The organism is Alteromonas sp. C1M14 (assembly GCF_018860965.1).
Classification (GTDB): Bacteria; Pseudomonadota; Gammaproteobacteria; order Enterobacterales; family Alteromonadaceae; genus Alteromonas.
The window spans coordinates 1-23948 of sequence record NZ_JAHKQF010000011.1; the positions used below are offsets into that span (position 1 = coordinate 1).

Annotated in this window: 18 protein-coding genes; 11 read left to right on the forward strand and 7 right to left on the reverse strand. The window is 45.9% G+C overall.

The genetic code is table 11. The features are described from left to right. A partial coding sequence (locus KO501_RS09590; RefSeq protein WP_216029455.1) for a hypothetical protein occupies positions 1 to 369 on the reverse strand: 369 nt, incomplete at its 3' end. Between the two features lie 508 nt (positions 370 to 877). Between KO501_RS09590 and aldA the strand changes: the two genes are divergently transcribed. Together aldA and KO501_RS09600 are read left to right on the forward strand one after the other, a co-directional pair. Then, positions 878 to 2317: an aldehyde dehydrogenase gene (gene aldA / locus KO501_RS09595; protein WP_216029456.1), complete on the forward strand. Its 1440-nt coding sequence runs from the start codon at positions 878 to 880 to the stop codon at positions 2315 to 2317. Positions 2318 to 2462: 145 nt separating this feature from the next. Beyond that, on the forward strand, positions 2463 to 2879 hold the full coding sequence (locus KO501_RS09600) for a hypothetical protein (protein ID WP_216029457.1): 417 nt from the start codon (positions 2463 to 2465) through the stop codon (positions 2877 to 2879). Between the two features lie 103 nt (positions 2880 to 2982). Here KO501_RS09600 and KO501_RS09605 read toward each other — a convergent pair whose 3' ends face one another. Further along, on the reverse strand, positions 2983 to 4188 hold the full coding sequence (locus KO501_RS09605; protein WP_216029458.1) for a hypothetical protein: 1206 nt from the start codon (positions 4186 to 4188) through the stop codon (positions 2983 to 2985). A gap of 281 nt (positions 4189 to 4469) precedes the next feature. Continuing rightward, positions 4470 to 6470, reverse strand: a complete 2001-nt coding sequence (locus tag KO501_RS09610; protein WP_216029459.1) for a sigma-54-dependent Fis family transcriptional regulator — start codon at positions 6468 to 6470, stop codon at positions 4470 to 4472. Positions 6471 to 7074: 604 nt separating this feature from the next. Between KO501_RS09610 and KO501_RS09615 the strand changes: the two genes are divergently transcribed. The 6 genes from KO501_RS09615 to KO501_RS09640 all read left to right on the forward strand — a co-directional run bounded on the left by KO501_RS09615 (position 7075) and on the right by KO501_RS09640 (position 16175). Then, complete coding sequence (locus KO501_RS09615; RefSeq protein WP_216029460.1) at positions 7075 to 8808, forward strand: PQQ-dependent dehydrogenase, methanol/ethanol family; 1734 nt, start codon at positions 7075 to 7077, stop codon at positions 8806 to 8808. An 88-nt stretch (positions 8809 to 8896) separates the two neighbouring features. Next, complete coding sequence (locus tag KO501_RS09620) at positions 8897 to 9553, forward strand: Rieske 2Fe-2S domain-containing protein (RefSeq protein WP_216029461.1); 657 nt, start codon at positions 8897 to 8899, stop codon at positions 9551 to 9553. A gap of 12 nt (positions 9554 to 9565) precedes the next feature. Then, positions 9566 to 10024: a hypothetical protein gene (locus KO501_RS09625; RefSeq protein WP_216029462.1), complete on the forward strand. Its 459-nt coding sequence runs from the start codon at positions 9566 to 9568 to the stop codon at positions 10022 to 10024. Between the two features lie 12 nt (positions 10025 to 10036). Next, entirely contained in the window at positions 10037 to 13306 is a 3270-nt protein-coding gene (locus KO501_RS09630; RefSeq protein WP_216029463.1) for an FG-GAP-like repeat-containing protein, read from the forward strand. Between the two features lie 101 nt (positions 13307 to 13407). Then, positions 13408 to 15468, forward strand: coding sequence for a TonB-dependent receptor (locus KO501_RS09635; RefSeq protein ID WP_216029464.1), 2061 nt, complete (start codon positions 13408 to 13410; stop codon positions 15466 to 15468). Between the two features lie 56 nt (positions 15469 to 15524). Next, positions 15525 to 16175: a hypothetical protein gene (locus tag KO501_RS09640; RefSeq protein WP_216029465.1), complete on the forward strand. Its 651-nt coding sequence runs from the start codon at positions 15525 to 15527 to the stop codon at positions 16173 to 16175. A 73-nt stretch (positions 16176 to 16248) separates the two neighbouring features. On the opposite strand, the gene dld is transcribed toward KO501_RS09640, so the two are convergent. Then, positions 16249 to 17952, reverse strand: coding sequence for a D-lactate dehydrogenase (gene dld, locus KO501_RS09645; RefSeq protein ID WP_216029466.1), 1704 nt, complete (start codon positions 17950 to 17952; stop codon positions 16249 to 16251). A gap of 85 nt (positions 17953 to 18037) precedes the next feature. After that, positions 18038 to 19738, reverse strand: coding sequence for an L-lactate permease (locus KO501_RS09650; protein WP_216029467.1), 1701 nt, complete (start codon positions 19736 to 19738; stop codon positions 18038 to 18040). Positions 19739 to 19912: 174 nt separating this feature from the next. On the opposite strand from KO501_RS09650, the gene KO501_RS09655 reads away from it, so the two are divergent. Next, on the forward strand, positions 19913 to 20818 hold the full coding sequence (locus KO501_RS09655; RefSeq protein WP_216029468.1) for a LysR family transcriptional regulator: 906 nt from the start codon (positions 19913 to 19915) through the stop codon (positions 20816 to 20818). Between the two features lie 62 nt (positions 20819 to 20880). Here the strand turns inward: KO501_RS09655 and KO501_RS09660 are convergent, their stop codons facing one another. Beyond that, a complete protein-coding gene (locus KO501_RS09660; RefSeq protein ID WP_216029469.1) occupies positions 20881 to 22008 on the reverse strand; it encodes a DcaP family trimeric outer membrane transporter in 1128 nt (375 codons plus the stop codon). 148 nt (positions 22009 to 22156) lie between these two features. Then, positions 22157 to 22687: a DapH/DapD/GlmU-related protein gene (locus KO501_RS09665; protein WP_216029470.1), complete on the reverse strand. Its 531-nt coding sequence runs from the start codon at positions 22685 to 22687 to the stop codon at positions 22157 to 22159. A 135-nt stretch (positions 22688 to 22822) separates the two neighbouring features. Here KO501_RS09665 and KO501_RS09670 point away from each other — a divergent pair, with 135 nt between their 5' ends. Both KO501_RS09670 and KO501_RS09675 read left to right on the forward strand, forming a co-directional pair. After that, entirely contained in the window at positions 22823 to 23332 is a 510-nt protein-coding gene (locus tag KO501_RS09670; RefSeq protein ID WP_216029471.1) for a hypothetical protein, read from the forward strand. A 102-nt stretch (positions 23333 to 23434) separates the two neighbouring features. Then, on the forward strand, positions 23435 to 23926 hold the full coding sequence (locus KO501_RS09675) for a prepilin-type N-terminal cleavage/methylation domain-containing protein (RefSeq protein ID WP_216029472.1): 492 nt from the start codon (positions 23435 to 23437) through the stop codon (positions 23924 to 23926). Positions 23927 to 23948 lie beyond the last annotated feature (22 nt).

Sequence of the window (23948 nt, forward strand, 5' to 3'; positions counted from 1 at the left end):
TGGTGCTTGTTCACTAATGGAAAAGACGACGACTTCATCGGCTCCTAACTGGGACACCCCGTCGTACAATCTGCTGGCTAAAGCATTGGCCGTATTTTGAGAAAACACCAAATCAGGCTGTTGATTTTTCGACAATGAAAAAATGGACTTATCGGTTTCTTGATATTTAAGTGAGCGTAGGGCTTGTGTCACAAGGGGCAGGGTAATGTCGGTAGAATACGGGCTTGCATCTACCTGGGTGGCGGTTTTTATGGCCACATAATCATACTGGTGTTGCCAGATGATTTTCTCTTGAGCTGGGGAAACCTTTGAAAACAACAGCAAGGTGAATAGTACGGGTAAGTTGCAGTATTTTAATGACATCGCCATGTTACCTCTTTATCGATTGTTATTTTGTACTCGTAAAATGCAGTAGCAGTTGTCGTACCAATAAGGGCATGTTTTAGTCATTTTTCAATAACGTCTTCTTTCTCTCTATTTTGATGTTCTAACTAACTGATGAGGCTCAATTTTTATTCTTCTGCTTAATGCTGCTTTTAGCGAAGGCATAATCGGTCGCTTTGTGTGGCGTGCAAGGTGGTGTGGCAGCTATTGCAAAATGCGACATTTGCCATGCGACAAGTGATGCAAGTGTCTTATGTCCAAGGGGGGTTAAAAAACAATAGGCAGCTGGATAGCCAACCTAAAAAAAGGAATTAAATTATAAATTACAGTTAGTTAGTCTATTTTTAAACGAATTGTTAACAAATGGTGTGGTGATTGCAAATCGAAGCATAGACGGCTTGATTGACGATTTTTCTTTTTCGCTTTTAGCTGCGCAAAAAGAAAACGCTTTTGGCTTTTTATTTTTTTCATCGTTCAACAGAGAGAATTGCTTATGTCTGAGATACCTGTATATCAAAATTACATCAATGGTGAATTTCAAGCAGAATCAGCATCCTATATTGAAGTTACAAATCCCGCTGACGGCACTGTTTTATCAAAAGTACCGAATGCCAGCGCAACTGAAATTCAACAGGCCATCGATGCTGCAAAAGCTGCGCAAAAAGGGTGGGCTGCTACGCCTGCTATCGAGCGCGCACAATATCTTAATCGCATTGCTGATAAGCTGCGTCAAAACGTAGACCGTTTGGCCTCCATCATTACCCAAGAGCAAGGTAAAGTCTTAGATTTAGCCACGGTGGAAGTGAATTTCACCGCGGATTACCTCGATTATATGGCCGGTTGGGCGCGACGTATAGAAGGCGATATTATTACCAGTGATCGCCCGGGTGAAAACATCTTTTTGTTTAGAAAACCGTTAGGCGTGGTGGCGGGTATTTTACCGTGGAACTTTCCCTTCTTCTTGATTGCCAGAAAGATGGCACCGGCTTTAATTACGGGTAATACTATTGTCATTAAACCCAGTGAAGAAACGCCGAATAATTGCTTTGAGTTTACCCGATTACTTAACGAAGTGGGTTTACCGAAAGGGGTCTTTAATGTTGTGTGTGGTACCGGACAGCAGGTCGGCGAAGCATTAACAACCAGTAATAAAATAGACATGATTAGCTTTACCGGTAGCGTTGCCACAGGATCTGCCATTATGGCGGCGGCTGCCCCCAATGTGACTAAGCTTAACCTTGAGTTAGGCGGTAAGGCGCCAGCAATTGTGTTAGAGGATGCAGACTTGGATCTTGCTGTTGAGGCCATTAAAGCATCGCGAGTGATTAATACCGGTCAAGTATGTAACTGTGCCGAGCGTATTTATGTACATGCTGCGGTAGCCGATACATTTATTAGCAAACTTAGTGAAGCCATGAAGGCCACTCGCTTCGGTAACCCCATGACTCAAAAAGATTTAGAAATGGGGCCGTTAATTAACCAAGCGAGTTTAGATAAAGTAGTTAGCATGGTTGAAACCGCAAAGCGGGAAGGCGCGCAGGTTGTTACTGGCGGCAAGGTGGCAGATTTAGACAGTGGTTTTCACTATGAACCCACCGTTTTAGCGGGTTGCCATTCCGATATGGAAATCATGAAAAAAGAGATTTTTGGCCCCGTTTTACCGGTTCAGGTTGTAGATAGCTTAGAGGAAGCGGTGGAATTAGCGAATGCATCTGAATACGGTCTTACCTCGTCAGTGTATACACAGAATTTATCTACTGCTATGCGCGCCATTAATATGCTCGATTATGGTGAAACCTATATTAATCGTGAGAATTTTGAAGCCATGCAAGGCTTCCATGCCGGTGCTCGCAAATCTGGCATTGGTGGCGCAGATGGTAAATATGGCCTGTACGAGTACACCCGTACACATGTGGCTTATATTCAAAGCTAACGGCTGAACTCAACCCGCCTCAATGTTCTATTGTTGAGGTGTTTTTTACGCTTAAGTTGTGCCGTCACTAAGAAGTGGCGGCTTTTAAGGTTGTGGTCATTACCCACATAATACTGTTTTAATAATTAACCGTAGTACTTTATGTATGAGTCGTTTTAAGAAAAAATTAAACCGAATCAATATGCCTATTTTTGAAATAGATCATCCCTATTTAAATGAACTCGATACGGGTTTTTTTAGCCAGCTAAAAAACGAATGTAGTAGTATTTATAGCGGTGGTTATGATGAGGATAATCTTGTTCTATGTGATTTCGCTGTTGAGGAATCGTTATCAATTTTTATCGATAAAGCTTATGCCATTATTTCAAAAATAAGTGAAGGTAATTCCATCTATGTTGTGAATTCATCCGATGTTTACACAACCATTGAAGAAGCAGCCTTACACAATCAATTTCCCACGGCTAATAGTAAACACGTTATTTATAATATAACTATAGATAGCGCCTCAACAAGTCGCGTTGTCTTTATTAATAATGACGCGGAAAATCTTCTTTTTAAATAACTAAAATCGATGTGTGTTTGAACGAATTTGCCGCCAAAGAAGGATGTTCTTTGACGGCAATGATAGGTGGGTTGATAAATTAGGTAAGATTACCCTTATATGGTTAGAAGGTCACCGAAGCCTCAATAATCACACCGTCCCATTCGGCCCCTCCTTCTGCGCCAAATTGTGCGGTGCCACCACCAGAATACTGTTCCTCTTCTTGTTTAACATATTCAGCTTTAAAGAGGGTAGAATCGTTCATCCACCAACCCCCGCCTAACTGAAGACGGCTCGCCGTGTTGTTGTCGCTAATCCCTGCGCTTTCGTTGTCAGATTCTGCATACCGTGCAGCTACATACAGATCCTCGTTTATCATATAGCGACCTTCGATAGACCAGAATGCCATCTCAGCATCTTGCTCAATGTAGTTGGTTTGGAACGTTCCTTGTCCATCTGCCCAGCTGTAGTCGTCTTTGGCTGAGCCAAACAGGCCGTGTAGCAATACGGTGTCAGTTTTGTACTGAACATCGGCTTGCCAGATAAACGCGTCTACACCAGGCACAATTAACGGGTGGGTAACACGGGCATTAGGTGCGGAGCTGGCGAATTGATAGTTATCTCCATCGCCTACCGCGATAAGGGTGCCTGCGGTCTTTCCGGTTACCGCGTCTATGTCGTGGTTGGTGGAGAACATACCGCCGCCAAAGGATAATCCGCTAGGTAAATTATAGGTGCCGCGTAAACCATAATTGTAGCCACGGCCATCGGTGAAATCGGCAAAGAAGTCTGGTGTAGAAACCACCGCATCCCAGGTGATCGAATGGTCATTAGCGGTATTGTGTACCCCGTAGAACCATAGCCCTTCTTCAGCGGTAATCATATCTACCAAACTATTACCCACAAAGGGGTTGCTTTGCACGGCAGCTCCATCTGAATAGCGTATGAAGTTCTGTGTGGTAGAAATAAGGTTGCCCAGTCTTACGCCCATGTCATCGTTGAATTGAAATTGGATCCAAGCAAGATCCTGACTGACCGCCGCACTACTATCATTCCAGTCGTTTGGTTCTTCTGCCAGCTCGGCAAAGACCGACACTCGCTCGGTAACTTGGACATTAATATTGATGGCAAAACGGAATCTATGAAAACCGGAGTCAGCATTGGCATTCCCTGGATCTGCGGCAGCGCCTTCTACTTCCATGCCCGCTTGCCAACTTTGCATAACGGCACCTGAAAGTTGTATGCGACTTTCTTGTTGAGCAATGGCGGCGGGTGAAAAATAGAGAAGCGCTAAGCTTGATGTGGCTAAATAGAGTTTGTTTAATTTCATTTTTATGTGTCCTCTTAATGGAAATAGCTGTGTTATCCATTTAGAGAATGGCAAACTATATGCCATGTTAAATTTATTTTTTAATATGTTATTAATTGTTAATAATTAAGGGTTTTTAATATTCTTTGTTGTTTTATTTGAATTTTATTCTGACACTATTGTTGCATTTAATTGCTACAGTCTGCGACACATGGAGTGTTATTTCGATAGAAATGAAAAAGCCCGTTATAAATTGATTTTTATAACGGGCTTTTAGGTGGAGCGATAATTAATGACGTAATTTAATAGACGTCATTAGGTTGAATGATGTTAAATTTCTTCATTTTTCGATATACCGTAGAACGACAGATATTTAACTCTTCAGATACCATGGTGATATTCCATCGGTGTTTTTTTAACGTATCGAGCAGTAATTGCCCTTCATGGGATCCGGCATATTTAGATAAGGGATTATGCTCTGCCTTGGTTTCTTCTGCATTTATCTCTTGTGGGGGATCGCAGGGCATGGATGTGTTTTCAAGCACGTCATCAGGTAGGCACTCAACGTTGATTTCGTTATTTTCGCTTACTGCGGCAGCATACTTAAGAACACTCATTAATTGGCGGATATTACCGGGCCAATGATACTGTTTCAGTATCTCCAGCACTTGCTCGGTCAGGGTGTATTCACCTTCATGCTTGAGTTCTCGATGAATAACACTGGCGATAATACTTTCTTTATCTGTTCTATCCCTAAGAGCAGGTAGCTTGACCGGCATACCATTTAAACGGTAGTAAAAATCCTCGCGAAATGCTTTTTGTTCGATACGTTCTTTAAGGTTTTGGTGGGTAGCCGAAATAATTTGTAAGTCTAAGGCAATGGGCTCACTGGAGCCTAACGGCATGCTTTCACGTTCTGCCAAGACCCGTAGTAATCGAGTTTGTAGCTGAACCGGCATATCGCCAATTTCATCAAGAAAGAGGGTACCGCCATTGGCCAATTCTAATTTGCCGGTCATGCCCTTTTTATTGGCGCCAGTAAAGGTGCCGCTGCGATAGCCGAATAACTCACTTTCTATTAGGGTTTCAGGAATTGCCGCACAGTTTAACGCAACAAAAGGCCCGTTAGCGCGGCCACTGGCTTGATGGATTGCTCTGGCAAAGGCTTCTTTACCCGTGCCTGTCTCGCCGGTAATCAGTACAGGAATATCCTTATTTAAAACCTGTGAAATCTGTCGAACGATTTTTCCCATCCGCGGATCATTACCGCTAAGCTCTTCCAATGAAGGGTGTTTGCCAAAGCTCCCTTTTTTGGCGATGGCTGAGGGGCGAGTTTGCTTATTCAGCACAAAGGTTTTGTTGCCCGGTACCCGTAACGCGAGTTCAATTTCTTCTAATAGTAAGGGAGAGTAAAGCTTAATAACGTTACTGCCACCGTTGGTTTTGGTGAGTAGTTCGTCAATTGAAATACCGATGATCTCTTCGAGTTTGCTTCCTGGAAGGGATTGGTTTGCCGGTAACAGAGAACTATACTCAAAAAAGGAAGAGCGATTCGCGCCTATGATTACGCCTCGTTCATTAACGGCTAGTAATTGTTCTTGAGCGAGATCGAAAAAGCTTTCAGCAGGACGAATATTTAAGGTGATCTGATTTCTGTAGGTTTTTCTAAAATAACTGTTTTCGATCATCCTGCCGTACATCATTACCATCTGCAGGGTCAAAAACTGATTATCCTTGGCTTTATCGGCACCCAAACAAGACGCATTGAGGCAACCCCGTAATTCACCCATGGGATCAAAAATAGGAGTGACAGAACAGCTTAGCTGTTTATGGCTGGGATAAAAGTGTTCATCTTGATGAACAATCAACGATTCTTTTTCTACCAAGCAGGTGCCAATACCGTTGGTCCCGACCATATTTTCAGCCCAACGGGCTCCTATCAATAAGCCGGATTCCTTACTACGGGCTTTTTCTCCTTGGGGAAGGTTTGTGGCTAAGGTAAGGCCGGTCTCGTCAGTTAATACCACCGAATAGCCAGCATCAACAATACGCTTTGACAGACCGGTAAGACCTTGACGGGCAATGTTGAGATAATCCTCTTGTTGTTGCAATTGTTGGCGCATTTCAGAGGATGACAGAACTTCTATTTCGCCGGCCTTATTGGGGTCTAGGCCATATTTAAGTAAGCTTCTTTTCCACGAGCGGGCTATGCAATCGGAAGGTTGAATATTACGTTGCCTAAATTCTGCAGACATAAAAGATTGTGCGCCGTAGCTGTCCATAGAACCCGAAGTCTGATTCATCTTTAATTTACTCCGTTATCATTATATTTTTGGGTACTTCTCGCGATGAGTCGCAGTCGCTCTTACTGTACAGCTTTTCACCACAATAGCAGATTAACGTTTTAATGCAATTTCTGTAACAATTACGCAAAGATTAAAGCAAAAGGCAGAATTGCCTTTACCGGGCACATCTATTCATTATTAAAACTGGCTCTGTATTTTAAATATTTCTATTATTATTAATGGCTTATCAGTTTTTAGTCCAACAGAGCTGTAAGCTTTGATAATAAGGTGTCGTGCTAACCAAGCAAAATACCCTCGAAACCTGCCATGAAAGGAGCGAGAAAATGTGCGTCAAACGTGTCTCATTGTCGCATTTGCCCTGCGACACTTGTTTCGTCTTTCACACTAACTTCAAATATTGCCGCCCCATGAATTTTCTGAAAATGGTAAAATAACCATATATATCAGTAATATATAAATATTTTGAATTTTAAATGTTATTGGCATGTTAATTGTTCTTCTGTCTAGGTCTGTAACAAACGACCCTCAGAGGCACACAATGAAGAAAAACAGTACTCCAAAACTAAATTACCTAAGCTGCTGCATTGGCATCGCAACGCTAATGACTGGTTCATTAGCCACGGCGGCGGGGCTAACTAAATTAACCAAAGAAATCGAAGGTTATGCTCCTGTCACCCAAAAGCGCTTAAACGAAGCTGATCCTAAAGACTGGTTGCTACCGAAGGGCAACTATGAAGGCTGGATGTTCAGTAAGCTGAATGAAATTAACAAGAAAAACGTGAAGAAACTTACTCCGGTTTGGACCTATTCCACCAATGTGGATTCAGGACATGAAGCGCCGGCTTTAGTGAATGATGGCGTAATGTTTGTTGCTACGCCATACAATCATGTTATCGCCCTTGATGCGAAAACCGGTCAGGTATTTTGGCGTTACAAACATGATAACCCATACGATTTATCGGTAATGCACAACACCAGTCGCGGTGTCGCCCTGTGGGAAGATAAAGTCTATGTGGCAGGCTTAGATGGCACCTTAAACGCCCTTGATGCCAAAACCGGTGAAAGAATCTGTCAGGCTGAAGTCGGCGACTGGAGCGTAGGGGCGTATATCACTTCTGCGCCCACCCCAGTTAAAGGGAAAATTCTTGTGGGTCCTTCAGGTGGAGAATATGGCGTGCGAGGCTTCCTTGAAGCCATGGATGCCGACACCTGTGAGCAAGCTTGGCGCACCTATAGCGTACCTGGCCCAGGTGAACCTGGCCATGAGACCTGGAAAAAAGAAGGAAAGCGGCCTGATGCGTGGAAATATGGCGGCGGTAGTATGTGGATGCCAGGAAACTATGATCCCGAAGCTGATGTGCTTTACTGGGGGGTGGGTAATGGGTCGCCTTGGTTAGGAGATCAACGTCCAGGAGACAACCTCTACGTGGCATCATCCATTGCCATGGATCCGGACAACGGCGATATCGTGGGTCATTACCAGTATCACTTTAATGATTCGTGGGATTGGGCAGCGATGAATGCGCCCATGCTGGTTGATTTCAAGAAAGACGGCAAAACAGTAAAAGGGCTGGTTTCTCCGCAACGAAACGGCTACATGTACTGGTTAGAGCGGGATGATAAAGGTGAAATCAGCTACGTTGAAGGCAAACCCTTCGTTAAAAACAACGCCTTTAAATCTCTTGACGAGAAAACCGGTCGTCCAACCTACGACTATGACCATGTTCCAGTCACCGGTAAGCGAGTGGATTATTGCCCTAGCTTGTGGGGCGGGAAAAACTGGCCTTACGAGTCTTACAACCCCGAAACCGGTGTTGTCTATGTTCCTGCCAACGACAATGTGTGTAATTCGTTCTTAGGTAAATTCCAAGATGATGTTGAACCGGCATCCGGTCAATTCTGGGCTGGGATCGATATTCCGGATCTGGATGTGTATGTGGATGATCCGACAAAAGGCGTAGGCCAGCTTCAGGCATGGAATATCAATACCCGAGAGAAAGTTTGGCAGCATGATTATGGCAAAACCATGAACTGGGGGCCGGTACTTTCTACCGCTGGTGGACTTGTCTTTAGTGCCGGCACAAACGACCGTATGTTGCGGGCCTTCGACGAAAAAACCGGTGAGGTATTGTGGGAGTTTCCGCTCAATTCCACGGCGATTGCGCCCCCTGTTAGCTACGAAGTTGATGGCAAGCAATATATTGCTATCACCGCAGGCTACGGTGTGGATGCCCAGTGGACTAACAGTGTCTTAGCCGAGAAAGACGAATCTGGCGAATGGATTTCCGATGTACCAGAAGGTGGTGTGATCTGGGTATTTGCCCTTTCAGACTAGTGTTGTGCATGCAGATGAAAGCAGGGCTTCCCTGCTTTCTTTCTCAAGGTTTGTAGTTGATAAGATTTTATTGTTTTGAGGTTTACCTATGAGTAATCGTGCATCAGATAAGACGGCGCCAAAAGATAAAGGGTTTTCATGTCAGTGTCAGGAAGCGTCCTACAAGGGCCCTGAAGATAACTTCCGCCGGGACATGCTTAAATATATGACTTTGGCGATCCCAGTGGCCAACCTCGCTTTAGCCGGAAGTGCATCTGCCGCTGAAAAGCCAGAGCGCCTGCCCCCACAACCCGGTGATAGGTTGACCTATTTTAGTAAGAAAAAACGTGGGCAAATTATCAAAGTATCCGATTTAAACGAGCTTGATAAACAGCAACTGATATTACCATTTGATACACAGAATGAAATTGTAAGAGATGGTTCCCGTTACAACCAGATTTTGCTGCAAAAGTTACCCGAGGGTGACTTATCCGAGAAAACCAAAGCACTTTCTGCCAATGGCATTGTTGCCTATTCCGCCATTTGCACCCATGCCGGTTGTCCGGTAACCGGGTGGGTTAGCGATGATGAGCACTATATGTGTCCGTGTCATCAGTCTGTTTTTAACCCTAAAGATAGCGGTGTTGTGATGTCGGGACCGGCACCACGAAATTTACCTGCACTGCCCCTTGCCATTGATGGTGATGAGATTGTGGTAGCAGGATCATTTAATTCTTGGATTGGCTTCGGCAAACCCCGCAGATAAAGAGGTATTAATATGACGTTCACAAAACAAAAAACCATGCTTTGCTTACCGGCCCTCGTTTTGGCTCTTGTTAGCACATCTAGCTGGGGAGCGGCAAAGCCGGTGACCGGTGTGAGTTGTCAGGGTGGATTTTTTATTCGTACACCAGACAAACACATTCACTGGATCAACGATGAAAAAGACGAGCGTGTCCAAGTTTATGAAGATAAGGATGAAATTTACGCCATGGCCGAATGTGGTACCGGCGTAATTACGGTGTTTGAAAAAAGTGCAGAAGATAAACAGGAGTACGCGGCGTATTACAGTCCCAATTGCCAACATATTGGTAGTGAAGAAGGTGAAACCCAAAACCTTTATAAAGGGGAGTTGAAAATAAACCGCATAAAACCCGATGAGGAAGGGGTGGAGATCCGCTTTGTTAATAACCAAACTCTTCGCGGTGCAAGCTGCAGCGCGTTAAATCAGGGTTAAGGAGAGTGTGACGTGGCAGTGGGTAAGTTTTTGCTAGGAATCGGTGTGTTTTTGGGCCTTAGCCCAGCTTTAACTCAAGCGGCAATCAGCCACGAGGAAGAGCTAGCACTGCAGCAAGTCTTGCAGAACCTAGGAGAAACTTACCATTTTTCTATCGAGGTAAATACGCCGGATAAGCAATCTGCCATGTTTGACTTAGGGATGGAACTGTTTTTCAGTAAATCCTTAAGTGGTAATCAGGACGTAGCCTGTGCCAGTTGTCACCACCCGTACTTAGCGGGTGGTGATGGGTTGAGTTTACCGGTTGGCGAGTCCCCCTATGAAGACAATGTGGTGGGATTGGGGCGTTGGCACAACTGGCAGGATTCAAAAGATCCAAAAGCTAACGGCGCTCCCAATGTGGCTCGGCATTCTCAAACCACATTTAATGCGTCTTTGTATAACCGCTCCATGTTTTATGATGGGCGCATTTTTGTATTAGATTCGGATTTAGCTTCTCACGGGAAAAACCAGTCTCATCGTACTCCAGACAGCCACTTATGGCAGGGAGATGAGTCAGCAGGTGAAGATTTGCTGGCAACGCAAGTCCGGTTTCCTGTTGTTTCTACCGATGAGATGCGAGGTCATTCGTTTGCCGCAAATAGTACCAATGAGGGCGTTAGGCATGCCCTTATTGAACGGCTGAAAAAAAATGACACTGAAAATCGCTACCTGGCTTTATTTAGGCAAGCGTTTAACACGCCAAAAGGCGACAGTGATACCTTGATCACCTTCGATAATATAGAAACTGCCATTTCTTATTATCAGTCGACACAAATCCTCATCGATGCCCCTTGGTTTGCTTATGTCGACGGCAATCGCGAGGCGTTATCTTTAAGTCAGAAGCGGGGGGCGTTGCTGTTTTTACAACGCCCTGAACAAGGCGGAGTAGGTTGTATAAACTGTCATGCGCCACCCACCTTTACCGATGAGAAATTTCACAATATTGCGGTGCCCCAATTTGGTCGGGGCAAACAGCCTGATGGCGAAGATTTTGGCCGACGTGGGGTGACCCAACGTGACGAGGATCGTTATGGCTTTCGTACGCCGTCACTGTTAAATGTGGCCGATACCGCGCCTTATACCCATACTGGCGCATTTTATGATTTGGCATCGGTGATCCAACATCATCTTGATCCTGCAAAATCCATCGCCAATTACGATTTTAGTTTTTCTGACAACCCACAATTAACTTATGTGACTGATTTATTATCGAATAGTCGGGAATTAACCCAAGATGCCCTTGCGCATTTAATTAGCGAGCAACAAAAACAAACCAGCTTACTCCCCCAAGGGGTCGCTATGTCGGCTTCGCAATTAACCGATATCATTGCCTTTTTGCAAAGCCTTACGGACCCGTGCCTTAATGACAAGCAATGTATGTCTCAGTGGATCCCGTCTCAAAGTGCCATCGGGCCAGACGATAATCGCTTAGTCGCCGAGTTTCGCTCGCCTGTTGGGCCGCCAAAGCCAGTGGAACTACTGCCTAAAGCACCCATGGCAAGGTTATCAAATCATGATTCAACAAATGCTAGATTAGCCGCCGAGCTGCTAACAGATAAAGCGTTCGGGTGTGCTGTGGAAAACCCAGTAATGGAACCGTCGCAACAGGAGCCGCAGGGGTTTGAGGAAGTGGCGTTAGATGCTGGGCTTACCCATCGTCACCACATCAATTGGGATCAATATTCCCTGTCATCAGCCCAGCGTCTTATTTTTAGTGGCGGTGTGGCGGCTGGCGATGTGAATGGTGACTGCTGGCCGGATATTTTTTATGTTACCGGTGATGCCAAAACGGACGTACTTTATCGCAACCAACGCAATGGCCGCTTTACCGATATTAGTAAAGCGTGGGGGATCACCGGCAAGGAATTAAGCAACGGCGCAGCCATGGTGGATATCGATGGTGACGGTGACTTGGATATTATCACCTCCAATTTGCTGCATGATTCTTTGCCTTCACTGGCCGGGCAGCAAGGGGGCAACCAAGATGCCCAAGTGCCGACTTTATTTCTTAATCAAAACAATACCGGTTATCAGATCAGTGACAGCATCGGCTTACAAGTTCAGTTTACCAGCTGGTCTTTTGGCTTTGCCGACTATGACAAAGACGGTGACATCGATATGCTAACCAACCATTGGCGTGGCCCTGGATTAGGTGGAGAACAGCCTAATCATTTATGGGAAAACACCAGTACCGCTGACAATCTTAATTTTACTGGCAGGGACGAAACCGCCGGATTAATCAATTTAATCGGGGGCGCCGATTTTACCTTTACCAGTAACTTTTCTGACATCAACAATGATGGCTGGCTAGATCTGCTCTTTGCCGCCGATTTTGAGACTAGCCAGGTATATCAAAGTGTGGGTAATGGCCACTTTAAAAAAGTGACCAGTGAGCACGAAATCACCGACAAAAATGGTATGGGCGCTGCAGTGGCTGATTACGATAACGATGGTTATCTCGATTGGTTTGTTACCAGTATCTGGGATCCAAACGGACAGCCAGAGGGCAGTTGGGGAACCACAGGCAATCGTCTTTACCGCAATGACAAGGGAAGACTTACCGATGTGTCGGCCCAGGCGGGTATTGAAAATGGTTTATGGGCGTGGGGAACATGCTTTGCCGACTTTAACAATGATGGCTGGCTTGATCTGTTCCATGTCAACGGATTCGATTTACCACAGCCGTTAAGTCAGCAGTTCGGACATCCACTGGCCTACCGAAAATTAAAACACTCGGTGGCAGAATTTGAGCGTTCCCGTAGTCGTTTGTTTATGTCTAATCAGGACGGCACATTTACCGAGCAAGGGAAAGAATGGGGCATTACCGATACCCTTTCAGGCCGAGCCGTGGTGTGTATGGACTATGATCGCGACGGTGATGTAGACATATTAGTGAGCAATCATCAGGAAAAACCCTTGTTGTATCGTAATCGCCACAACGATAACGGGAATGGCAATTTCCTTTCTATTACCTTACGCACCGACGGTAATAACAGCCGCGCATTAGGTGCAAAAGTGTATGTGACCGCCGGTGACGTTACCCAATTACAGGAAGTGCGTGGCGGCGGAGGCTTTTTATCTGGCACGCCTTCTACATTGCATTTTGGTTTAGGTACGGCAACACAGGCAGACAAAATTGTCGTGCAATGGCCCGATAAGACTGGCAGTGCCAGCGAATTTACCGACGTCACTGCAAATCAGTTTTTGTATATAAAACCCATTAAACCACTGCGGTATTGACTCATTGAATTGTGAGCATGTCCGATTCAGCGGTTGAACCTGTGAACGTTAATCGTAAAAATAACTTAATCATTTACATTTCCCACATTAAGGCAGTATTCATGAGAACTTGTAGCCCCCTTTTTTGTTCCCCCGCCATCGCATTGCCTTTTAGTTTAAGTCTATTGGCGACCGCTGCGGTGGCCAACGAAAGTGACGCCCAGAACGTAGAAATTATCGAGGTGACGTCTGCCCGTCTGGCCCGTGAGTTATACGAAACGCCAGGGGCAATGTCAGTGGTGAATGTTGAAAACGAAATTCAGTTACAAGAAGCCTTACAGCTAGATGAAGCGTTGCAATTTGTGCCTGGGGTGTATTTTCAAAACCGTTATAACTTTGCCCAGAATTTGCGTATTTCCATTCGAGGATTTGGCTCTCGGGCAGCCTTTGGGGTACGGGGATTACAATTACAGGTAGATGGTATTCCGTTTACCTTACCTGATGGACAAACTCAGGTAGATGGTATTGATATGAATGCGGTGAACCAAATACAGGTCATTCGCGGAGCTGCATCGGTTCAATACGGAAATGGCGCAGGTGGGGCCATCGATGTTGTCACCCAGAGCGGTGAAACCCTGCAAGGGGTTAAATTGAATGTGGATGTAGGCAGTGATGACTTTTATAAAGTGAATCTGCAAGCCGGAGGCAGCAGCGAGTCGGCCAGCGGGTTTGTCAGTGTGAGTCATTTAGATTTTGCCGGCTCACGAGAGCAAAGCGCGGTGCAAAAGAGCACGCTATCGGGCAAGTTCAGTTACCGCTTTGATGACGAACGCAGTGTGACGTTATTAACCTCTTTAATGGATATGCCCACCTCTGAAGATCCGGGTGGCCTAACTGCGGCACAAGTGGCCGAAGATCGGCAGCAAGCGGCGTACATGGCTAAGTTACTTGATGCTGGACAGCAGGTAGAACAACAAACCGTGGGGGTGGTGTATCGCGATGAAAGCCTCGCCAATGGCTATTGGTCAGCCAATACTTTTGTTTCTTGGCGAGACTTTACGCAACAGTTACCCTTTCCTGGAAGCAGCTTGATCAAATACGACAGGGTGTTCTTTGGCGGTGGTTTACAGTTAAGCCAGGATTGGCAAGCTGACAACATCCCTGTTCGCTATACCGCTGGCACCGAATTTCGACGTCAGCGAGATGATCGAACCCGCTTTGGTGTGTCTAGCGATAACCTTGTCACCGGTCAAACCGCGGATGAAGAGCAAACAGCAGATTCTGCCAGCGTGTTTGTCATTGCCGATTGGCTGGCCAGCGATCGCTTGATTGTTTCTTTAGGGGGGCGTTATGACTCGTTAAAAATGACCATCGACGATGCGCTGGGTTTAGGCGATGTGGGATCCGGTGAGCGTAAATACAGTCAACTCAATGGCAGTGTGGGGATAAGCTACCGCTTTAGCGAGCAACATCAAGGGTATGCCAATGTGGCAACGGCTTATGAATCTCCAACGTTTACCGAATTTGCCAACCCCCAAGGGACGGGATTTAACCCTGAATTATCACCACAAGATACCATCAGCCGAGAACTGGGACTGCGTGGAGGGTTTGCTGATTTAAGTTACGATGTGGCCTTGTTTTCCATTCGGGTTACCGACGAACTCATTGCTTATGAGATTGATGGACGCACTTTTTATGAAAATGCGGGGGCCACCAATCGAGAAGGGTTAGAAGCGGCCATACAATGGCAGATGAACCAACAATGGCAGTGGCGTAGCGCGTTAACTTTGGCAGACTACGAGTTTGACGATTTTGTTTCGGTCTCTGAAGAGGATATTGCCGGCAAGCAAATGCCTGGCTTACCACAAACACAGTGGGTTAATCAGCTGAATTGGCATAACGACCAGTGGCGCGTTGAGCTGGAAGGCACATACAACGGTAGCGTTTACGCCGAAAACAGTAATACCACCGAGATAGACAGCTACTGGTTGGTGAATGGCCGAGTAGGGTATCGCTTCTCTGAACACTTAGCATTGCAGGTGGGTGTGCGTAATGTGTTTGATGAAGCGTATTTCGCCAATGTGCGCATTAATGCCAATTCAGATCGTGAGGTGGACGCGCGGGGGTATTTTGAGCCAGCGCCGGGGCGCAATTATTACCTAGGTATAAAAGCCGACTTTTAATGTGGCAGAGCATCCATGCTAGTATGACGAGGGTTTCGTCATAGAAGTTGCATTGCATGTTATACCATCTAGCAGGGGTGATTAGTTCGGTACTATTTGTGCTGACTTGGTATGGCTTATGGCGTCAAATTGGGGGCATAAGCCAACGCCGCCGTGAGGGGCTTGTTGCCACACAAAGCTTATCGTTAAACCAGTTTGGTTCGAGCTACTTTGCGTTTTATGCCAATTTCATTTTCGGTATTGCCGTTGTTCCCTTTAATCATTACTTGGTATGGACCCGCTGCGGTGCTCTGTTGCTTACGTTAATTATCTTATGGCAGATTTGGCAGGCCCGTAAAACTCCCTTTACCGGTTTTGTGGCCATATTGGCTTCTATCGCTCTTTGCGCGGGGTTTGCCTCCATGCCATTTCGCCCCTATCCGGCCATCGCTCAGATTGGGGCCAATGTGTTAATGCTTATTGTCACCTTAATATTGATTCAGGGGACATTGCATCAATTGCTCACCTTACGTCGCCATCGACAAGTAGGCGCCCTGTCTTTTTCGTTATTTCGAAGCATATTAATTAAAGACGTGAGCACCCTGCTTTTCGGTTTAACCATGCCATTGGCTCAGGCTTGGCCGTTATTGGTGCTAAATGGATCAAGCGTATTGGTTCGGGGGGCGTTGCTACTACAGATGGAATACATAAAACGCCACCCACAGTAATGGCTGTGGGTGTTGTCAGGATGATAGATTGAAATGGTAAATCAGGGTGCGCAGCAATGGCACACCCTATTTTTTAGCCGCAACAAGAACAGTTGCGTTGAGTTTTTTCCATTTTTCCAATGCCTGGATTAAAGGTATTGGTGGGATCCAGTTGGCGGTAGAAGTTTCTCAGTCCGTCTTCTGCTTCATACAAATGGCCCACATTATGTTCAGCAGGGTATTTAGCCCCTCTAGAATCAAGCAGCGCCAGCATATCCTTTTTCACCGCTTTGGCATTGACGCCTTTTTTCAACACATAATCTTGGTGGAAAACGTGACAGAAAAAATGTCCGTAATACAGTTTTTTCTCGATTTTATCGGCGATGTGCGGGGGTAATTCTTCTTCCCAATGCATTTCATTTCGACGCAGTGCGATATCTAGCGCTAAAATATCACCCACTTCTTTTTCATGCAGTAATTGATAGCGAATAGCTGCCCCAGCCGCCGCAAAACGATGTAAAAATGCCGCACTGGTTTCTTCTGCGTTACACTCGAAATAACCGCCCGCTTGTGGGTTCTGTGAGAAAAACTCGGCCAAGTAGGCTTGGGCTTCTGCAATGCCATCATCACTCATTTTCAGTATTAAGTGATGTTCGTATTTCTCTCTAAAATCGATCATTTTTTCCGGTAAGTGATTGGGAAAAAGTTTGGCGACCCCTTGCATTACCCGGTCTGTTAGGTAGTGGGGAACGAAGCTAAGTTTATTGAGCACCGCGTCGATACGTCCTTTAGCAGCAAACATTTTAGGTAGTCTGTCGGTACCTAAATGTTTTACGGCTAAAAAGGTGTCTTTGCCGTAATCCCGCGCGATATCGAATATTTCACTGTGAAGGTATTCACCGACTTCCGGCATGTTCTTAAATTCGCTAAGAATATGACGGCGCAATTGGGTGAGGGTATCGGGGTTGTTGGTGCCGATATAAAAGGTTTGTTCTTTTTTCGCCACTGGGTAAGTATCTAACCTTACTGCAAACACGGCGATTTTACCGGCACAGCCGCTGGATTCGAAAAGGCGGGATGTGTCTGCGTTGTACCGGCTCGGTGTATCTGCGTTTACATCTCGAAGTAAGTCTTGATAGTCCGTTGCACTGGCCTTGCCGGTGGTTTCAATCTTATCGCGATCAAAACGCTGGTTTTCCAAGTTCGAGAGGATTTCTTCAGGGGTCTCACCTAGGTCTAATTCGAGGTGATTGACCAAATGTAATTCGCCGTTTTCGTCAACCCGAGCAAATAACGATAATTCAGTGTAAGCCGGCCCACGTTTTACCAGCGCTCCGCCAGAATTATTGGCGATGCCGCCCACAATAGATGCCCCTAAACACGAAGACCCAATAACAGAGTGGGGAGCACGGTTTAGAGGGGTAAGGGCTTTTTCTAGTTGATACAGGGTAGAGCCGGGCAAGCTGATCACTTGTTCGCCTTTACCCAGCAGCATCAGTTGGTTCATGGCCAAGGTATTGATAACCACCACTTCCCGATCGTAGTCGTCCCCTGATGGCGTAGAGCCTTCGGTTAAACCGGTTTTTGCCGCTTGCATAATAATAATGCAGTTATTATCGACACATACTTGCAATACCCGCCACAACTGAACCAGAGACTGTGGAAAAACCACCGCCAATGCCTGTCCTTGCCCCGATCGCCAGCCAGACCGATAGTGCTCGGTTTTACGATCGCCGGTGGTGACGTGGCGTTCTGAAAGGACGCCGATAAGTTGACTGATAACAGGGTGTTGAGACATAAAATACTCCTCAGCCCCGTATGAAACGAGGCTGCCAAATAACAAAGAGGCTCCGACGACGTCGGAGCGCGAACAGTGAATTAACTTAGGCCAGAGGGCCTGATAAATTCAATCCATATAGTGCAAGCATGACCAACCCACCGGCGAAGGCAACGTAGTACAAAGTGGGTAATACTGTTTTCCGTAGGGTGGCACCTTCCTGCCCGAGCAGGCCTACCGTTGCACTGGCGGCAACCACATTATGAATGGCAATCATATTACCGGCGGCGGCACCCACAGCTTGGGCTGAAACGATAAGTGCGGGTGACAATTGCAGGTTGGTCGCCACTTCATACTGAAACTGACTGAACATCATATTGGATATGGTATTAGAGCCAGCGATAAAGGCCCCTAATGCGCCAATGGTTGGACTTATAAGCGGGAAGGCATCACCAAATGCATTGACAAAAAGTTGGGCGCTGGCCATTGGCATACTAACGATATCTGACATGTTTACCCCAGAGTTGATGAACAATCTCACCATGGGAATGGTAAACATGAGGACAAATCCTGCACCGATAATGGTCTTGGATGACTCGCTAAATGCCGAGCTAAAGGCTTTTCTTCTGTTGCCAGAGCGACACTGCAATAAAATTGCTGCGAAGGCACCTAACATGAGTAAACCACCAGGTAAATAAAGCGGTGCAATACTGGCGCTAATACCACTTTGTTGCAAAATGTCGGTAAAGCTGACATTTAAATTTGCCAAGAAGCTTTTAATGGTAGGAAAAACACGGGAAATGACTAACAGGGCCGCAACGATAAGGTAGGGCAGCCACGCTTTTACTTGGGACATAGGTTTGCCGCCAACCAGATCTTCGGCTTTTAACTCTATTGCACCAGACCAGTTTGCCGGCCACGTGCTTTTTTCATCGAAATCCCACGGGGTTTTAGGTAACAGAAAGCCGCGTTTTGCTGCAAATACCACTACAAATAAACTACATAAACCACCGATTAACGCCGGAAATTCTGGACCCAAGAAAATACCGGTTAACGTGTAGGGAAGGGTAAAGGTTACACCAGCAAAGATAGCAAAAGGCGCGGCTGCAAATCCTTCTTTCCAACTACGATTTTTACCGAAAAAACGGGTCATCATAATGATCATAAATAACGGCATTAAGGTACCTATGATGCCGTGAATAATGGCCACATCCGCGGTGATGAGCTGGATAAACTGTTCCCATGACCAACCCTGCTCTTGAAGTTTCACTGCGATGGACGCTTGGTCTAACCCATTGCTTACGCCAATCACAATAGGTGTGCCTACCGCACCGAAGGATACCGGTGTACTTTGGATCATCATACCAATCATAACCGCCGCCATAGCCGGAAAACCTATGGCAACCATAAGAGGGGCGGCGATTGCGGCGGGGGTACCAAATCCTGAGGCACCCTCTAAAAAGGTACCGAAACACCAGGCGATGATAATGGCCTGCACCCGTCGGTCTGGTGAAATGGTGGCAAAGCCTTGGCGAATGGTTTGAATTGCACCGGTGAATTTAAGGGTGTTAAGCAAAAAGATGGCGCCAAACACAATCCACATCACAGACACAGTGACAATGAGCCCTTGAATAATTGAGGCCATAACTCGCGTACCTGTCATGTCCCAGACAAATAAACCCAGCAAGATGGTCAATCCGAGTACTGCAGGCATGGCTTTTTTCGCCGGCCACTGCAGGCCCAGTAATAATACGGCAGATAACCCTATAGGCGCGAGCGCCAACAAACCAAGGGCGAGTTCACTCATCTTGCATCTCCTGAGTTTTTACGGATGACTGATGCTTTTGAAAAGCATAGTGGTCGATGTTAAATGCGAGTTAATAACTTGTAGGGAACTCTACATTTGATGAGTTCATTAATATACACCTATTTGTGATATGATTATTTCCTTTTTTGATGTAATCATAATCGAGCTGCTGATATGGTTAAGGCCGACGATATACTGTTATTTGTTTGGGTAGTGGAAGAAGGCACATTCTCTAAGGTTGCTGCCAAATACGATATTACCCTGTCTGTAGTAAGCAAGCGTATTACCCGCCTAGAAAAAGCACTAAATGTGCAATTGCTTTATCGCACCACGAGAAAGCTTAGTCTGACAGATGCGGGGCATGCCCTGTATAGCAAAGCGAAGGTGGCTGAAGAAGCGCTACAAAGTGCCAGAGATGCGGTGTCTGGTTACGGCAGTGACATAAAAGGGAAAATAAAAATTACCATGCCAGTGGTAACGGCGAACTTGGTGCTGAACCGGGCATTGACGGATTTTTGTCAACAATACCCAGGTGTGGAAGTTGAGCTATCAGTGACAAACCGCGTCGTCGACTTACTAGACGAAGGGTTTGATTTAGCGATACGTACTGCCCTACTAGAAGATTCCTCCTTGATTGCTCGTCGTCTTATAGACTCACAGTGGGTGTTGTGTGCCAGTGCGGCATACTTAACCGAAAAAGGCGTACCCCAACATCCTACCGAATTAGTGGATCACCATTGTCTTATTTATAAATATGAAGGTAGCGGCCCTGATAACTGGCCTTTTTTGGTGGAAGGTGAAAAGGTAAAAGTACAGGTGCACGGACGATTCCACACCAACACCCTTAATTCGTTAAAAGAAGCGGCGATAAGTGGTTTTGGCATAGCCTATTTGCCCAAAGCATTGGTTTTTGAAGATTTACAACAAGGCACATTGGTACCTTTATTGGCGCCCTTTGTGGCCAAAAAACTTGGGATCTATGCGGTTTATCCGAAAACCCGTCAGCCAGATAATAAACTCAATTTGCTGGTGGAGTATTTGCGCACCGCATTGCATAACAAAGAAAATTATTTTTACTGAGGCATTGTCGCGAATCGGTGGAGAAGCTCGCCCTATGGCATAGAGCGAGCGGTGGCTAAATGCTAGAAAGTAAATTGGGCAGAAAACTGCAGATAGTTTGAATCGATATTATCGATGCTTTTATCTTTTATTGCATAGTTACCCACTTCTACACCCACATTAAGATGATCGGTGAGAGAATCCATTAGGTTCACGCCCCAATGAGCACGGCGCAGCTCGGTAACATCTGTTTCAGCACCACCATAAAATACGGTAGAACGCACAGTATCAGTCCAAAAATGGCGGTAAGCCACGGTAAAGGCCGTGGTTTCTTCCACCACGGTTTCCTCGGTCACTGGATCTTGCACAATATCCGTGGTCATGGCCGTGGCAGCGTAGCGTCCTGGCTCGCCTACCGTCACCTGAAATCGAAAATCATCTTTGCCAATAGAATTGATACGGCCGCTAAGATTCACCGAGGTACTAATTTCGTCGATGCCACCTTGATCGATGGTGCGTAGCAAGCCCCCCAGTGATACAGAGCCCCAGTCGGCTTCGTAATTATAACGGGCCACAAAATCTGGCGTGTCTTCATCGGCATCGGCTTCATCACCGGTAAGGCCTAAGGCACTAGAGGGGGTGCCTGTGTCACCGTCGCCCCAGGTCTCGGGGTTTTCGATGGCAAACTGCCAATTACCCGTGGTATATCTTACCTGTACTGCACGGACAAACACTTCACCGACATGAGGGCCGCCGAAATCTAACGTTTCAGGAATTGCCTTTAACGGCATGAAGGTGCTCCAGTTTTGGCCCACCATCCAATTTTGATACGAGATATAAAGGTGACGTAATCGTACGTTCGAGGAATTTGAGATCACTTCGTTTCCGCCACCGCCGTAAAAGTCAATTTCAACAAAGCCGGTAACTTCACCGTGTTGAATTGCCATATTTACTCGAGATTCTCTTACATTGAAGCCAGTGTGTGAGGTTTCTGTGGCTTCACCACCGGGGAAGTTTCCTACCCAGTAGTCTTGATAAGCAACGTCACCGTTTACATAGCGAACATCAACCTTGGCGTAGCCACCTAAAGATACCTTGGTGAGGTCGTCACCTTCACCGTGACTGTACAGTTCGATGGCTGAAGAAAAAGGAGAAACGGCTAAGCTAAATAACGCTAAGCCGACTTTGGCTGAGCTTGGTACGTATTTCATTGCGGGTCCACGTTACGTTAACAAAAAGTTGAGGATGTAATTTACTCATTAACAGGAGGGAAATATATGTGGTAAACGTGGAATGATTATTTCCAAAAATGCCGAAATAACTTGCCAAATATCCTAGAACCTTGGAAATTAACGACGGTTATTCTGTGATCATTCTGTGCATAGAAGCCGGAGCGCCCGTCACCACGGTGTTATCAGGAACATCTTCATAAACAACGGCATTCGCGCCTACGATTGCGTTACAACCCACATGCACTCCAGGTAGTATGATCGCATTCGCGCCAATCCATGCGTTGTGACCAATGCTAATTTTGTCTATTTCCCGAGAAACGACACCGTTAATGGCAAGCGGGTACGTGGATAACACGGCATTGGGCCCAATAAATACCCCTTCTCCAATCTCTATAGGCGACTGTGCCAGTAAAGTAACGTTATGATTAGCGAAGACAAAACGGTTAAAAGTGACGGTGGCCGGGCCTGCAACAAAAAATTCGGGCTCTATCCAGCACGGTGCAGATAAGGTAACCAGCTGTTTTAGTGCTTGGCGCTTTTGTTTAGGTGTGCTTGTTGGCGCATTGATTTGTATTAGCGCCTCTGGATAGGCGATACGATGTGAAAACATCTTGCGAAGTTGTGAGATATTGCCAGGGGAATAGGGAATAGGCGACACTAATCTCATCCTTAAATAACAAAGTTACTCTATTGTACGGTAAAGTGAATAAAACCGTGAACGATCTGTTTTCCCATCATGCTTTTTTCTAAGCAAGATCATAATAATAAGAAATGAGCTTTAAGGACGTTGAAAATGAAAAAATCACACGCTGCTGCCAAAGAACAGCGCAATTTAACTATCGGTGTTGTACTTACCATCCTGTTTGCGTTGGTGATGGGCTCGATAATTGTGTACCTGTATGAGTCTGAGCCAAATTTGAAAGGTCAAAGGCTGATGGAGTTTGGTGTCATGCTTGAAGATAGTGCGGTAAGTGCGCACTGGCAATGGGACGCCGAGAATCAGCCGCAAATGATAATGTTAGTACACTATAATGACGAAGGTTTGGAAGTGGATCGCCGACCCGTACGCATGGCCTATGGCGGCTGGCCGAAGGTGGAAAATAGCAGCGCAGGATGTAAAAAATTATGGCAGATGCTGTTAAACCAACCGATGAAAATAGATGGCTTTCTGGTGCGCGGAGAGTACTTTGAAGGTGAGCTTGTTAATGCTGAGCCGGTGAACGCCTATTGTCGTTTTCGCCTCAGTGCCGGTGACTTCTTCGATTATGCTATTTATACCGGCAAGGTTACCTTTAATGAGTAAGTTATTATTTTAACTAACAAAGGTGATTAAGATATAACCAACGAGGTGCCGGCTTCTACCATAATGGCTGCAAATGGATTTTCGACAGCAGAGGTAGTGAATATGGTACAGCGAGGTTTTACCTTCATTGAACTGGTTATTGTGATGGTGATCCTAGGGTTACTGGCGGTAACGGCAGTGCCAGGGCTTATGGAAAAGCAAATGGGCAGTCAGTCGACCTTACAAAATGTACGGGCCTCACTAGACAGTGGTATTCAACTGGTTTATGCCAAATCAGCCATTGCGGGCACGCAAAACCTGCCTTATTCCGGCAATAAGAATACCCAAATTACTATTCATGATATCGTTATCGATACCGAGTACGGATATCCCGATGCCCAGCGCACTAATATGACCCGATTAACTATGTGGGCCGATATAAGCGATAAATATTGGGATGTAACATTGGATCTTCCCGCCCCAGGCTCTTTTGTTATCACGCCTAAAAACCAAACCTATACCGCTAATGTTTCTGAGCAGTGCCAAGTTATTTACACTGAGCCTGGCGCAATAAATGGACGCCCTACCATCGAAGTGCAAGATCAAGGATGCTAACCCCTTGTTGATAACCTTAGCG

Bases quoted from the DNA above. Each gene is read 5' to 3' on its own strand.
- KO501_RS09670 (WP_216029471.1), top strand. From the start codon at position 22,823: ATGAAAAAATCACACGCTGCTGCCAAAGAACAGCGCAATTTAACTATC.
- KO501_RS09610 (WP_216029459.1), bottom strand. From the start codon at position 6,470: ATGAATCAGACTTCGGGTTCTATGGACAGCTACGGCGCACAATCTTTT.
- KO501_RS09600 (WP_216029457.1), top strand. From the start codon at position 2,463: ATGAGTCGTTTTAAGAAAAAATTAAACCGAATCAATATGCCTATTTTT.
- KO501_RS09640 (WP_216029465.1), top strand. From the start codon at position 15,525: ATGTTATACCATCTAGCAGGGGTGATTAGTTCGGTACTATTTGTGCTG.
- aldA (WP_216029456.1), top strand. From the start codon at position 878: ATGTCTGAGATACCTGTATATCAAAATTACATCAATGGTGAATTTCAA.
- KO501_RS09620 (WP_216029461.1), top strand. From the start codon at position 8,897: ATGAGTAATCGTGCATCAGATAAGACGGCGCCAAAAGATAAAGGGTTT.
- KO501_RS09660 (WP_216029469.1), bottom strand. From the start codon at position 22,008: ATGAAATACGTACCAAGCTCAGCCAAAGTCGGCTTAGCGTTATTTAGC.
- KO501_RS09615 (WP_216029460.1), top strand. From the start codon at position 7,075: ATGACTGGTTCATTAGCCACGGCGGCGGGGCTAACTAAATTAACCAAA.
- KO501_RS09625 (WP_216029462.1), top strand. From the start codon at position 9,566: ATGACGTTCACAAAACAAAAAACCATGCTTTGCTTACCGGCCCTCGTT.
- KO501_RS09605 (WP_216029458.1), bottom strand. From the start codon at position 4,188: ATGAAATTAAACAAACTCTATTTAGCCACATCAAGCTTAGCGCTTCTC.
- dld (WP_216029466.1), bottom strand. From the start codon at position 17,952: ATGTCTCAACACCCTGTTATCAGTCAACTTATCGGCGTCCTTTCAGAA.
- KO501_RS09655 (WP_216029468.1), top strand. From the start codon at position 19,913: ATGGTTAAGGCCGACGATATACTGTTATTTGTTTGGGTAGTGGAAGAA.
- KO501_RS09650 (WP_216029467.1), bottom strand. From the start codon at position 19,738: ATGAGTGAACTCGCCCTTGGTTTGTTGGCGCTCGCGCCTATAGGGTTA.
- KO501_RS09635 (WP_216029464.1), top strand. From the start codon at position 13,408: ATGAGAACTTGTAGCCCCCTTTTTTGTTCCCCCGCCATCGCATTGCCT.
- KO501_RS09675 (WP_216029472.1), top strand. From the start codon at position 23,435: ATGGTACAGCGAGGTTTTACCTTCATTGAACTGGTTATTGTGATGGTG.